Source organism: Bacillus sp. LNXM12-1 (assembly GCF_003004375.1).
Lineage (GTDB): Bacteria > Bacillota > Bacilli > Bacillales > Bacillaceae > Bacillus.
In genome coordinates this window covers 296,861-310,519 of the sequence record NZ_PVWX01000002.1, presented here as the reverse complement: position 1 = coordinate 310,519, position 13,659 = coordinate 296,861, and the positions used below count along the sequence as shown (strand labels likewise).

The following is a 13,659-nucleotide window of genomic DNA, read 5'->3' as shown; positions in this document are numbered from 1 at the left end:
TAAAATACATTTTTTATAAATTTTGTTGACAATTGCCAATTTTATTTTTTATAATCTAGTAAAAATTTGAAAAAGATTGGATGGTAAACATGATCTTAAAGAATGATGTTTTTCATTTCAAAGAAGAGCCCATCGTTTCACCTAAGATGTTTACAGTCAATACACTAGGCCCTGAGGGGACAAGCAGTGAATATGCAGCAAAACATTTCATCTCTCATTCCACCACTACACTCGGCACTCATACGAAACTATCCCTTTACGACACGTTCGAAACTTGCATTGAACATACTCTCTCTAACGCACTCCAATACACTCTCGTTCCACACGCATACGAAGGAATCAAACACTTCTACATGAGACCTGACCTGCAGCTTTTACAAATTTTCAGATGTGACACACCCATGTATGGTTTGGCTGTCAGACCAGATTTCCCATTTCAAGAACAAATGCTCCACCATTTAAAAATTGTCTCTCACCCTGCACCTGTCAATTTGATTCAATATTTCATTCACCAAAATGCTGAATTTGAGCTAGTCAATTCGACAAGTACTGCCGCAAAAAAAGTAAGAGACGGCGAATTTGATTTCGCTTTAACTAATGAGGTAGCCAGAGCCACATACGGCCTCACCTTCATTCGAACGTTTAAAAGCATCCCAATGAGCTGGTCCATATTCGGAAAAGGAGAGATATAATATGCAAACTGAACAAAAGACGCAAGAACGATATTTTCCTCAAGCCAAAAAAGTAGAATGGGAGAATGGTGTCACACAATATTCCACGGTCAGAGGTGATACGGAAGTGTTAATTTCATACGTCCCTCCTCACACGATCATAGAACCTCACGAGCATCCCGAAGCACAAATCGGCATCGTATTAAAAGGCGAGCTTCAAATGACGGTCGGCCCATCGACCCAATTGCTCACCCCTTTAGAATCAGCCTATATCGCACCACCTTTTGTCCCTCACGGCGCATCTAACCTGACAGATGAGGAAGCGATCGCCATTGATATTAAGAGATTAAAAGAGGGCGAGGAATATACGGCTCCTCCTACTTATTTCTTAGATATTTTCAAAACACGGGATTTACTCCCTGGCATGGAAGTCACCTTTTTTGTTGAGGATTGGATGGAGCTCATGATTGCCAACATTCCTGGAAATGGCGGTGAAATGCCTTTTCATAAACACCGCAATGAACAAATCGGCATTTGCATCAGCGGAGGTTATGATATGACCATTGAAGGCTTTACAGAGAAAATGGCATTTGGCACCACTTATTTCTGTGATCCAAAGGAAGATCATGGTGCGATAAATCCAAAGCCGGAAGCATCAAAGTCTATTAATCTCTTCTTCCCTCCCCGCTATAATCGGTTGAAGCCAAAAGCGTCTAAGGTGAAGAAATGAACCTCGGCGGAAAAGTCGTCCTGATTACAGGAGGTGCATCAGGGATTGGGCTTGCCGCAGTCAAGCTTTTCCTTGAGCATGGAGCAAAAGTAGCAGTGGCTGACATCAATGAACAGAGCGGCAAACAACTCGTCGAATCATTGCCGCACGAGCATCTTGCGTTTTTCAAAACAGATATTACGAATGAGTCTGACTGTCAAAAAACCGTTCAGTTCGTGCTGAACCGTTTTGGAACAATTGATGTTTTGATTAACAATGCAGGCATCGAAATTGTCTCCCCCGTTCACGAGATGACGCTGGAGGATTGGAACCACATTTTACAGGTCAACCTGACGGGTGTATTTCTTATGAGTAAGCATGCATTGCCGCATATGCTTGAAAAAAAAAGCGGAAGTATTATCAATACAGGATCTGTCGGGGGTCTTGTCGGCTGGCCTGACATCCCTGCATATAACGCAACAAAGGGCGGTGTCATCCAGCTAACCAAATCCATGGCGGTCGACTATGCCGCCCATCAAATCAGGGTGAACTGTATCGCCCCGGGCATTATTGATACGCCATTAAATGAAAAATCCTTTTTAGACAATCATTCAGAAAGTCTTGAGGTTGTCAAAAAAGAAAAAGCAAAGGTGAACCCATTACTTCGTCTCGGAAAACCCGAAGAAATTGCGGGCGTCATGCTGTTTCTCGCCTCTGATCTATCCAGTTATATGACTGGAAGTGTTGTCACAGCAGATGGCGGTTACACCGCTAGATAAAAAGGAGTGCTTTCATTGAGTAAAAAAACCGTACTTGTCATTGCTGATCTGGGAGGATGCCCGCCCCATATGTTTTACGAAAGCGTGGCTGCATCGTATCATATCGTTTCTTATATCCCGAGACCCTTTGCTATTACAAAGGGACACGCTGAGCTAATCGAAAAATACTCCATTGCCGTCATCAAAGATCGAGATTATTTTGACACAAACCCTTCTTTTGAACACCCAGATTCTATTTACTGGGCACATGACGATTATCTGAAATCCGAGGAAGAGGTGGTGGACGACCTAGTTCGTGTGGCTTCCTTTTTCAAAGCGGATGCGATCACCACCAATAATGAATTATTCATTGCACCAATGGCAAAAGCAGCTGAGCGTCTTGGACTGCGCGGCGCTGGGGTAAAGGCAGCTGAATTAGCGCGTGATAAAAGTCAAATGAGGGCTGCATTCAACGCGGCTGGGGTCAAAGCAGTAAAAACTCAGCCTGTCACTACTTTAGCTGATTTCCAGCAAGCCATTGAACATATCGGGACACCGCTTATTTTAAAGCCTACATACTTAGCAAGCTCCATTGGCGTGACCCTTTTTCATGACCGAGCCGGCAGTGATGATCTCTTTTTAAACGTACAATCCTATTTGCAAACCATTCCCGTTCCAAACGCTGTGACGTATGAAGCTCCGTTTGTCGCTGAAACATACTTAGAGGGTGCTTACGAGGATTGGTATCAAGAGGACGGCTACGCTGATTATGTCAGTGTTGAAGGGTTAGTCGTTGAGGGTGAATATATCCCTTTTGTCATTCATGATAAGACCCCTCAAATCGGTTTTACAGAAACGGCTCATATTACTCCGTCGATCCTAGACAATAAAGCCCAGCAACTCATCATTGAGGCAGCAAAGAAGGCAAATGAAGGGCTAGGTCTTGAAAACTGTGCCACTCATACAGAAATCAAGCTCATGAAAAATCGAGAAACCGGATTAATCGAATCAGCAGCTAGATTTGCTGGCTGGAATATGATTCCGAATATCAAAAAGGTCTTTGGGGTAGATATGGCCAAGCTGTTGATTGATGTATTAGTCGATGGAAAAAAGGCTGATTTGCCAAAAGAACTGCTTTCTGGACATACGCATTATTTAGCAGACTGTCATTTATACCCTCAGCATTTCAAAGAGAGCGGACACATTCCGCCTGAGGTCACACATATCACCATTGATCATGTTCATATTCCGCAGGACACTTTAATTGGAGATACTGTCATCATCAGTGAATCCGTCCCACCTAAAGGAACCTTTGTGGATCTATCTTTATTCGAAGCATTTAATGGCATCGTGTCTCTTGAATTAAAAGGGTCGTCTTCTCAGGATGTTGCCGCATCCATCCGTAACATTCAGAAGCAGGCAACCATTCAGTTAATGGATGAACTAGTGAAGGGATAGAAAGAGAGGGTAACGTGGTGAAGATCTTACCATCTAACATGATTGAACGGCTGCCAGAACAAAAATTTGGAACCGTATTTGAGAAAATTGCACATAAAACACAAAACGGAGCGAACATTGTGAACCTTGGTCAGGGAAATCCCGATCTTCCTACTCCTGCCCATATTGTGAGTGCCCTTCAAGAGGCAGCAGGCACTTTGCAATTTCAGCAATATGCTCCTTTTAGAGGCTTTGACTTTTTCAAGCAAGCCATTGCAGATTTCTACAGAAAGGAATTCGGCATTGAGGTTGACCCGCAGAAGGAGATTGCCCTTTTCAATGGAGGGAAAACAGGCCTTTATGTGATGAGTCAGTGCCTGCTTGATCCAGGGGACATTGCCCTCGTCCCCGATCCTGGATACCCAGAATATCATTCAGGCATCTTGATGGCGGACGCAAAGCCATACTGCATCCGACTGGAAGAGGAAAATGGTTATTTGCCGAATTTCCCGTCAATTGATCCAGACGTGTTAAAAAAGGCAAAGGTTCTTTTCTTAAATTATCCGAATAACCCTACAGGTGCTGTGGCAAGTGAAGCATTTTTTGAAGAGGCTGCGGAATTTGCCTCAGCTCACGGTCTGCATGTGATTCATGATTTTGCCTATGGTTCATTTCATTATGAGCAAAAACCAGTAAGCTTTCTAAAGGCACCTCTTGGAAAAAAAGTAGGCGTGGAATTATATTCTTTATCCAAAACATTCAATATGGCAGGATGGAGAGTCGCTTTTGCTGTAGGGAATGAGGACATCATTCATGCCATAAACGCCTTCCAAGATCATGTGTTTGTCAGTATGTATGGCGGATTTCAACAAGCCGCCACCATTGCCTTACAAAGTGATGACTGTCATATTCAATCCTTGAAAGAAGTCTACCTTGAACGAATGAATTTCTTCATCCGTCAAGCGGAGAAGCAGCTTGGCTGGACCATTGAACGTCCAGCCGGCGCCTTTTATTTATGGGCTTCGATCCCTGATGATTTCGAGGATTCTCATGCTTTTGCCGACTATTTACTCGAGCATGCAGATGTCGTCGTGACGCCTGGGGGTGTATTTGGAGCACATGGAAGACGTCATGTCCGCATCTCAATGGTGGCGCCAATTGAACAGCTTGCCCTTTTTATCAATCGGCTCCATATACTGCCGATTCGCTTTCATCAAAAAACCCGCATATAGCGGGTTTTTCATATTTATATACTTTTCATCGAACCACCATCGACAGATATTTGCTGTCCTGTGACATAGGAGGCTTCCTCTGATGCGATAAAAGCGGCCAATGAAGCCATTTCACTCGCTGAACCTACTCTTTGCATCGGGATTCCTGACGCAACAGCCTGTACAGCTTCTTCCCGTGATAATCCCTGTTGACGCATCATGTTTCCGATAAATTGTTCATACCGATCTGTAGCAATAAATCCTGGGTTTAAACAATTTACTGTGATTCCTGAGGGCGCAAGCTGTGTGGCTGCATTTTTACTAGCATTGATAATCGCTGCATTCATCATACTGTTCGTAAACATTTGGTCACCAGGTTCCTTCCAGAGGTTCCCGACAATTTGAATGATCCGGCCGTATTCATGTCTTTTCATCATCGCTGCCGCACGTTTCATCGTATCAATGTACGCAATGGCTTTCTGAGAAAATGCTGCGAGCATCTGCTCACTTTCACATGAATCAAAAGTATCTGGCTTCCCTCCTGGAATGTTATTAATCAACACATCCAGTCTGCCAAACTCTTTTTCTATTGCCGCAAAGGCCTCCGCTCGCACTCCTTCATGCGACATATCGCCACAGAAAAGAGACACCGGCTCTTTTGTTTCTGCCATACGCCCAATGTGCTGCTGCGCATCTTCTAGTGAGGATTGATTTCTAGAATTGATGATGACTTTTACATGGTCTTGGGCGGCAAGCTTTATAGCAATTGCCTTTCCAATCCCTGTACTTGCCCCTGTGACAAATGCAATTCTTTTAGACAAACTCATCCACATCCCTTTTCTACTCAACTTAGTAAAAATACATAAAATGACACATATAGAATGTATTTCAACAAAAAAAGACCTTTCTCCTGCGAAAGGCCTCTGTTCTTTATTTAAATGTCGTTTCCCAATCAAATCCGATCGTCTCGTCATTCCAAGCGATTCTCTTTTCATCTGGGTTTTTCGGGTCATAAGATTCTGTCGTGAAATAGACAATTTGCAGCGGCGTCTCGCCTAGTACTCGGTATCCATGTGCGACACCCTTTGGGATGAGGAGCAGCATTGGATTGTCTTCCCCCATATAATACACGTCGGTTTGACCCTTTGTAGGAGAATCCTCACGCAAATCGTATAAAACGACCTGGGCATGACCTGCTGGGAAAAACCAAACATCGTCTTGCTTTTCATGATAATGAAAGGCTTTGATCACTCCTGGAAAGCTTTTCGACCACGATGCCTGCCCAAAGCGTTTCAGCATCGGCTCATCATCTCGAATGAGCTCTGCAAAAAAGCCGCGATCATCACAATGTTTCATGAGTTTTTTCGTTTGTACACCATCAATCATGCTGATGCCATCTCCCTTCTTTCTGCAAATATTCGTGAAGTGCATCCTTCCAATGTCTTGGTTGCCAGCCTGTGGCTTCAATCGCTTGAAGGTCTAACACAGAATAGGCTGGACGAGGCGTTTGGAAGCCGTACTCTTCCGTGGAAATTGGCTCAATGGTCGTAGACAGGCCGCTTTTTGCGACAATTTCTGACGCAAAGTCAAACCAGGAACAGCTGTCTCGGTTACTGACATGGTAAATCCCTGCCTTCTGATCAAACAAATGAATGATTGCCTCTGCGACATCCTTTGTATAAGTAGGTGATCCTACTTGATCGTTCACGATGCGCAAATGATCCTTTGTTTCTGCGAGCCTAAGAATGGTATTCACAAAGTTATGTCCCTCATGTCCGTATAGCCACGATGTACGGATGATTTTCACTTCGTCTGACACGAGATGAATCAATTCCTCACCAAGCTTTTTACTTTTTCCATAAATGGTTTGAGGATCTGCTTGTGCATCGACTTGGTAAGGGCTGTCTGCTTGCCCGTCAAATACATAATCTGTACTGACATGTAACACATCAGCCCCCACGTTCTTTGCCTCCAGCGCTGTATAATAGGCGCCAATGCCATTGACAAGATACGCCTTTTCCGTTTCTGTTTCACATTGATCAACAGATGTATATGCTGCTGCACTGACAACAATATCAGGCTGAAAGTGTCTCATTGCGTGTCTGACTGCTTGCTGGTCTGCGATATTGAGCATACTCCTCGTTAAGGCAATGACGGTGATATCTTTTTCCTTGAGCTGTCTGCTCAATTCTTTCCCTAGTTGCCCGCCTGCACCGGTGATTAAAACTTTCATCCGTCACCCTTCTTCGCTCTGATCAAATTTGGCACAATACCAATTGATCGTTTTTTCAATACCTGCTTCAAATGACGTCTCCTGCGTCCAGCCGAGCTCCCATTTTAGCTTACTGGCATCAATGGCATACCGTCTGTCATGCCCTTTTCGATCTTGAACAAACGCAATACGGTCATGACTGATCCCGAGCTGCGTCAGAATGGTCTTGGTCAAATCGAGATTCGTTTTCTCGTTGCCGCCGCCAATATTGTACACCTGCCCAGCTGTTCCGCTTTCAAGGACCTGCTTTACAGCTCTCGCATGATCCTCTACATACAGCCAATCGCGAATCTGCTGGCCGTCTCCATAAATCGGGATGTTTTCACCATTGATCGCTTTTCTAATAATAGTCGGTATTAATTTTTCTTCATGCTGATACGGTCCGTAGTTGTTGCTGCATCGTGTGATCATCGCGGGTAATTGGTGAGTGTGGATATAAGATTTCACAAGCAGGTCTGAACTCGCCTTGCTTGCTGAATAAGGATTATTCGGTGAAAGTGGTGTTAGTTCTGTGAAAGCAGGATCATCCAGCTCCAAATCTCCATATACTTCGTCTGTTGAAATATGAATGAGTTTTTTCGCCTTTCCTTTTAAGACTGCCTCCAGCATACGATAGGTGCCGAGCACATTGGTTTGAATAAAGGGCTCAGCCGATTCAATACTGCGATCAACATGGGATTCCGCTGCAAAATGAATGATGGCATCATAGACTTCATCAAATGCTTGATCCAACTCATGCTGAAGGGTGATATCCCCTTGAATAAAACGAAAATGAGACAGCTTTAATAATTCATCCATCTCCTCTGGATGACTGGCATATGTTAACTTGTCAAAAACAGTGAGCCGGACATCGGTTTCCTGAAGCAGCAGCTTCACAAAATTTAGTCCAATAAATCCCGCTCCGCCTGTAATTAAATAAGACTTCGTCATTCGTATCCCTCTTTTTTCTTCATCGTTTCAAACATTTTCGTAGATGCTTGGTGGAGAGATTCATGTGTTCCTGCATCAATCCACCACCCTTTTAACATATCATAGGTCAGCTGGCTATTTGAGATATAGAGATTGTTTACATCTGTAATCTCTAATTCGCCTCGATCTGACGGCGAGATTTTCTCTATATATTGAAAGACTTCTTGATCATAAAAATAGATGCCTGTGACGCAGTAAGATGAACGCGGATGCTCCGGTTTTTCCTCAATTGATAATATCCGGTGGTGAGCGGCATCAATTTCTGCAATGCCAAACCGCTTTGGATCTGCCACTTCTTTCAACAGAACCTTCGCTCCGCTTTCTTGCTGCTGAAAGGCTTCAACAAAAGGGCTTAGCGAATCCTCAAATACATTATCACCTAGCATCAGCACAAATTTCTCCTCTTCTACAAAGGGCTTTGCATAGGATAAACCGTCCGAAATTCCAGAAGCTTCAGGCTGTACCTGATAGACAATGTTCATCCCGAATTCCTGATCGCCTTCAAGTAGCTTTTGAAACAGCGGGATTTGTTCTTCTTGTGATATGATCATCACATCTAAAATCCCTGCTTCTTTCAGTTTGAACAAAGACCAATAAATCATTGGATATGGACCAACCGGCAATAAATGTTTATTGAAAATCTTCGTTAAAGGTGCCAGTCGTGATCCCTTTCCTCCTGCTAAAATAACTCCCTTCACATCTACACATCCTTATGTTCTTTTTGGTGATGATTCATGAGGTGTATAAGAATGTTTTTCACTCGTTCGGTTCCTTTTCCATCAATGAGTGACCGTCCATTGAGATGAATGCTCCTGCGGAGAAAGTAACTGGCGGATAGTCTTCGAGCAGCACGCCATATATCCTTTTCATCCACAAGGTCACCTAATCCAAGATGGTGGCAGGCTCCCTTTTGCGCAAAACGAGCGGCTGTCACTGTTTGGTGGTCTACTTGCGAAAGGACAATGCTGGGCACCCCGATACAAACTGCCTCATATAACGTCATCCCGCCAGCAACAATCGCCAGATCGGCTTCTGCAAGACGGGCAGGTAATTGATCCGTATGGCGAATGAATTGAATATGCGCAGCCTCGATTTGTTCTTCGATGCGAGAGGCTTTTCCTGTAACCGCTAGAATGTGTAAATGGCCAGCTTCGAAGAGTGCTGATACAGCCTTTGATAACAATCCGCCTGGATCACTGCCTCCAAGGCTGATAACCACCTTTTTGCATTCTTTTCGAACCTCATATGTGTCTTTTAATCTGCTGATCTCGTGATCTAACAATAAATAAGGTGTTCCATAAAAATAGTCCGTTCCATTTACTTGCAGACGCTTTTCGTCCAGACCACCATAAATGCCGTTCACGACAGCATCAGCAAGCTGGCAGGCTTCTGCTCTTTCTTCTTCAAATAAGACCAGCCTTGCAGAGGCGGAGGACGCTTTGATCGATCGAAGAAACTGGAGGTCACAATCAAGCACATCAATCAGCAGAAGATCAGGATTCAGCTCTTTTATGTCCTGCTCCATTTGAAGGAATACGTTTGGTTCCTGCACTAAATGAACGTGCCAAGCTGGATGCGAGAGCATTTCTACACAAATCTGTTCATTTGTATAGAAATATAAGTCGTTTCCTTCTTGAAACAATTCTTTTGCCAGCCGTCTCATTCTGGCGACATGCCCCATTCCTCTTAAAAAACCACCGTACACAACAATCATGATTTTTTTATTCATTCAGCATCCTTCTGTCTCACAAATTGATTCAACCGAACAATATCAGGATCTTGTTCACAAATGGAGATAAGCTCAGCCGTAGGCATAGCAATAGATCCACCAGCTTTCTCAAGTAAACGGGTGGCAAATACATAATCTTCTTCTGTATCAATCGTGAATCGATAAGCAGGATATGCGAGTTCTTTGGGCGGTGTGAATAATTGCAGTTGAAATCGCTCAGGATGCTTTCGGATATACAGCGTCACATGCTCACGCTCCGGCTGCGTAAGGGGAAAATTGTCGATTTCACGTAAAATTGATGCGTCGATCATTTCCCCGGAAATACCGAGTGGCGTTCCAGTCGTATACGTGTAATCAGCCTTCTTCTGTCTATGTTCTTCAACCATTTTCGACAAAAGCGCTGGATCTATAAATGGATTATCTCCCGTTAAACGGACAATGGTTTGCGGTTCAAAATGACGGACAATCTGCGCAAATCGCTGCAGTACATCTATCTCACTACCGCGAAATACCTTATAGCCCTTTGATAAACAATATTGAGCCAACAGATCATCCTCTGCCTCGACTGTTGTGGCAATCATGAGGTTCTGGGTTTTGTGATTGTAATGATCTGATTGCTTTACCCGTTCAACAATGAAATCGATCAGTGCCATACCGCCGATCGGTTTCATCACCTTTTTTGGCAGTCTTGTTGAGCCCATTCTAGCTTGTATGACAAAGAGCACATCATTGATCATGCTCGGACTCCTGCATGAGCACATCTTTCCACGAAACGCCTGTATGGGCTGGGATGTCTCTCACAGCCTTGGCGCCAAGTAAAATCTCCATGTACCGCGGATGCAGACCTTGGCTTTTTTGTCCTGGACGTAATACGGCTAGGTTTTGTGCTGTCAAAGTCTCGCCCTTTGCAATACCTTTTGTTGTAAAAATCCCTCGATACGCAAATTTACGAATCTGCCCTTCAATGGCTGTTGTCGTTTTATAAGAACTGCCAAGAATCTCCTCTGACAGAGGATGAGCGTCTTCTTCTGATTGATTTCGGTCCTTTTCCGCCGCTCGAATATGCTGAACCATTTCCTTTAATTCCTCTGGATCAAGTGCAAAGGAATGATCGGCCCCAGGCAGCGTCTTATCTACCGTGAAATGCTTTTCAATCATGGCTGCCCCAAGCTTCACAGCGGCAACAGGGGCTTCAGTTGGATGCTCACTATGATCAGAAAAGCCAATGACTGCCTCAGGAAAAGCCGAGGCTAAAGTTTGAAGCACACGTAGATTCGTGTAAGCTCTAGGTGCTGGATACTTTGCTACGCAATGCATAATAGCGACTTGATGGTTTTGCTCGCTTGTAATTGCCTCATATGCTTCATGAACATCTGCAATAGTGGCTCCGGCTGTTGAAAAAATGATGGGCTTTTGAAAAGAAGCCGTGTGACGCAAAAGAGGCAAATGATTGATTTCATAGGATGCCAGTTTGAAAGCCGGCGGATCGGTTTGATTCAATAGATCCGCAGATTCTTCGTCACACACTGTGCTTAAAAACATCAGCCCTTTTTCCTCACAGCGCGTCAATAAAGCTGGCAGCCATTCGGGCGGCAGCTCCATTTGTTCGACTAAAGAAAAAATGGATACCTCTTCTCCCTTGGCTGTTTCGTATAAACCCGGTTCCTTTTGATACATCCGATCAGCTTGAAACATTTGAAACTTCACTGCATCGGCACCTGCTTCTTTTGCCACATCAATTAAAGCAAGCGCCTGATCCAGCTTTCCATCATGGTTAATGCCTGCCTCTGCAATGATAAAAACAGGCGCACCATCCCCCACTTTGCGATCTCCAATATAGAAATGCGCCATCTTATCTCTCTCCTTTTTTCGGCCATACATGGTAATACAAGAAGGCATTTGTTGTTCTAAAGCCCATCTTTTCGTACAGCTGAATGGCGGTTGTGTTATGCAGCTGTGTTCCGGCAGAAATAAAACAATGCCCTCTCTCATAAGAGACCTTCATCATCTCGATAAACAGTTTTTTCCCGATCCCTTTTCCTTGTACATCCGGTCTAATCGCAAACAGCTCAAGCGCCATTTCATCGCCCTTGGTCATCCCTTGTATCAAGCCCACGACTTCATCGTTCACCTTTGCCACGAGATTGATATCTGCACGTCCGAGCAAATTGTTTCTCATCCATTCTTGATAGAAATGCTGGACGACATTCTGGTCTAAAAATGGATCGAGTGCATACCGGCTTTTCACAAAAGCCTGATGACCAAGTGAAACCGCCTCATCGTATTCCTTTTCATCCGGCAGACTTATCACCACATCTTCACCTGTTGATGGCATCTCCATGTGAACAGGCGGCGCCTCAAGCCGAGTGAGACCGCCCACATAGTACACATGTGACAGCCTTTGGACGATCCGGTTTTTTTCAAGTTCAGCCGCTTCAAGACGTAAAAAGAAAAAATCGCATTTTTCTGTTCTCATCCAATTGATGAAGCGCTCCATCAATTCTTGAAAAGCAGATGATGACTCAGCTTCCGCAAACTTCACATGAAAAATATGCTGATCAAATATGCCGCTTTCCCATTTTGACCAGTCGAATAACAGCACCGCTTTGAGCTGGGCGCCACTGACAAGACCAAACTGCTTGAAGCCTTTCATTTGTTCAGCTTGTTGGCCGTATTTCTCCAGCCAAGCGGACAGCACCTGATCGTCTATTGCATGAACGGTCTTCATGAAGATGCCTTCTGTTCTTTTAAAATAGACAGCACCGCGGTGATGACATCCTGCACATCTTCATCTGTCATACTTGGATAAAGAGGCAGTGAGAGAGTCCGCTTGTAGTAAGCGAGTGACTTAGGGAAATCCTCTGGTGAATAGTGATAGGTTTGTTGATAGTATGGATGCAAATGAACAGGGATAAAGTGAACACTCGTGCCGATTTTATACTCCTTTTGCAGCTGATCAATCAGCTCATCGCGTGTGATGAATGCTTCTTTTGGATCCACTTGCAGTACATACAAATGCCATGCATGTCTTCCCTCATGATGGACAGGCGGCAGAATCAGCCCTGCTTCTTTTTGAAAAGCCTGATTGTATGTTTTCGCAATTTGTTCTCTCCGCGCCTGCATATCATCCAGACGGCTTAGCTGGACAAGCCCTAACGATGCCTGCACATCAAACATGTTCATTTTATAGCCAGGTTCCTCGACCTCGTAGTACCATGTTCCTTTTTCTCCATAACGATTCCATGCTCCCTTGCTCATCCCATGGAGTGCTAGTCTTCTGATCCGAGCGGCAAGCGCATCATCGTTTGTCGTCAGCATGCCGCCTTCTCCAGTCGCTATGTTTTTCGTCGCATAAAAACTAAAGGCAGTCGCATCACCAATCGCTCCAATGGGCTGGCCATGGTACGTTGTATACAGAGCATGAGCGGCATCCTCGAGCACAAATAGATCGTACTTTTTGGCAATGGCTAAAATCCGGTCCATATCGCACGACTGACCAGCAAAATGAACAGGGACAATCGCTTTTGTATGTGGTGTAATCGCCGCTTCTAGTTTCTCTGCATCGAGATTGAGAGTCGCTGGGTCAATATCGACAAATACAGGTGCTGCCCCTGTATGAATGATCGTATTGGCTGTTGCGCAGAATGTCAGAGGCGTTGTAATCACCTCATCCCCACTCCCAATCCCTCTAGCCTTTAAGGCTAAAAATAAAGCAGCCGTACATGAATTGACAGCGATCGCATGTTTTGCACCGGTCAGCTGCCGAAACTCTTCTTCAAACTGTCTTACTTTTGGTCCGGTTGACAGCCAGCCGGATTTTAATGTTCCAATGACTTCGTCAATTTCTTCCTGCTCAATCAACGGCAGGGCATAAGGAAGAAATTGCGCTCTCTTTTTTTCCAT

The 13,659-nt window shown here is 44.4% G+C and carries 15 protein-coding genes; 5 read left to right on the top strand and 10 right to left on the bottom strand.

The features are described from left to right. Positions 1–89: 89 nt before the first annotated feature. From C6Y07_RS09055 to C6Y07_RS09035, 5 genes are read left to right on the top strand one after another with little or no spacing between them, the layout of a single operon-like run. Positions 90–692, top strand: coding sequence for a type 2 periplasmic-binding domain-containing protein (locus tag C6Y07_RS09055; protein ID WP_060597521.1), 603 nt, complete (start codon positions 90–92; stop codon positions 690–692). Between the two features lies 1 nt (position 693). Continuing rightward, on the top strand, positions 694–1,401 hold the full coding sequence (gene bacB / locus C6Y07_RS09050; RefSeq protein ID WP_106156602.1) for a 3-((4R)-4-hydroxycyclohexa-1,5-dien-1-yl)-2-oxopropanoate isomerase: 708 nt from the start codon (positions 694–696) through the stop codon (positions 1,399–1,401). Next, positions 1,398–2,159 carry an SDR family NAD(P)-dependent oxidoreductase gene (locus C6Y07_RS09045; protein WP_106156600.1) on the top strand — a complete coding sequence of 254 codons (762 nt, stop codon included), beginning with the start codon at positions 1,398–1,400 and terminating at the stop codon, positions 2,157–2,159. The genes bacB and C6Y07_RS09045 overlap by 4 nt, the downstream gene beginning before the upstream one ends. 15 nt (positions 2,160–2,174) lie before the next feature. After that, entirely contained in the window at positions 2,175–3,596 is a 1,422-nt protein-coding gene (bacD, locus tag C6Y07_RS09040) for an alanine--anticapsin ligase (RefSeq protein WP_106156598.1), read from the top strand. A 17-nt stretch (positions 3,597–3,613) separates the two neighbouring features. Continuing rightward, positions 3,614–4,807, top strand: coding sequence for an aminotransferase class I/II-fold pyridoxal phosphate-dependent enzyme (locus C6Y07_RS09035; RefSeq protein ID WP_034660730.1), 1,194 nt, complete (start codon positions 3,614–3,616; stop codon positions 4,805–4,807). Between the two features lie 14 nt (positions 4,808–4,821). Here C6Y07_RS09035 and C6Y07_RS09030 read toward each other — a convergent pair whose 3' ends face one another. The 10 genes from C6Y07_RS09030 to C6Y07_RS08985 form a co-directional block, all read right to left on the bottom strand. Next, on the bottom strand, positions 4,822–5,613 hold the full coding sequence (locus C6Y07_RS09030; protein WP_275718509.1) for an SDR family oxidoreductase: 792 nt from the start codon (positions 5,611–5,613) through the stop codon (positions 4,822–4,824). Between the two features lie 103 nt (positions 5,614–5,716). Further along, complete coding sequence (locus C6Y07_RS09025; RefSeq protein ID WP_106043059.1) at positions 5,717–6,172, bottom strand: dTDP-4-dehydrorhamnose 3,5-epimerase family protein; 456 nt, start codon at positions 6,170–6,172, stop codon at positions 5,717–5,719. Next, entirely contained in the window at positions 6,165–7,019 is an 855-nt protein-coding gene (gene rfbD, locus C6Y07_RS09020) for a dTDP-4-dehydrorhamnose reductase (protein WP_060597528.1), read from the bottom strand. The genes C6Y07_RS09025 and rfbD overlap by 8 nt, the downstream gene beginning before the upstream one ends. Positions 7,020–7,022: 3 nt before the next feature. Further along, positions 7,023–7,988 (bottom strand): dTDP-glucose 4,6-dehydratase, encoded by a 966-nt coding sequence (gene rfbB / locus C6Y07_RS09015; RefSeq protein ID WP_106156596.1) that lies wholly within the window; start codon positions 7,986–7,988, stop codon positions 7,023–7,025. Further along, positions 7,985–8,725: a sugar phosphate nucleotidyltransferase gene (locus C6Y07_RS09010; RefSeq protein WP_106156594.1), complete on the bottom strand. Its 741-nt coding sequence runs from the start codon at positions 8,723–8,725 to the stop codon at positions 7,985–7,987. The genes rfbB and C6Y07_RS09010 overlap by 4 nt, the downstream gene beginning before the upstream one ends. Before the next feature lie 2 nt (positions 8,726–8,727). Then, positions 8,728–9,756, bottom strand: coding sequence for a PseG/SpsG family protein (locus C6Y07_RS09005; RefSeq protein WP_106038952.1), 1,029 nt, complete (start codon positions 9,754–9,756; stop codon positions 8,728–8,730). Then, complete coding sequence (locus C6Y07_RS09000) at positions 9,753–10,493, bottom strand: cytidylyltransferase domain-containing protein (protein ID WP_106156592.1); 741 nt, start codon at positions 10,491–10,493, stop codon at positions 9,753–9,755. The genes C6Y07_RS09005 and C6Y07_RS09000 overlap by 4 nt, the downstream gene beginning before the upstream one ends. Continuing rightward, positions 10,483–11,607: an N-acetylneuraminate synthase family protein gene (locus C6Y07_RS08995; RefSeq protein ID WP_060597531.1), complete on the bottom strand. Its 1,125-nt coding sequence runs from the start codon at positions 11,605–11,607 to the stop codon at positions 10,483–10,485. Before C6Y07_RS08995 ends, C6Y07_RS09000 begins: the two co-directional genes overlap by 11 nt. Before the next feature lies 1 nt (position 11,608). After that, complete coding sequence (locus C6Y07_RS08990; protein ID WP_106036421.1) at positions 11,609–12,484, bottom strand: GNAT family N-acetyltransferase; 876 nt, start codon at positions 12,482–12,484, stop codon at positions 11,609–11,611. Then, on the bottom strand, positions 12,481–13,659 hold the full coding sequence (locus C6Y07_RS08985; protein WP_106036420.1) for a DegT/DnrJ/EryC1/StrS family aminotransferase: 1,179 nt from the start codon (positions 13,657–13,659) through the stop codon (positions 12,481–12,483). Before C6Y07_RS08985 ends, C6Y07_RS08990 begins: the two co-directional genes overlap by 4 nt.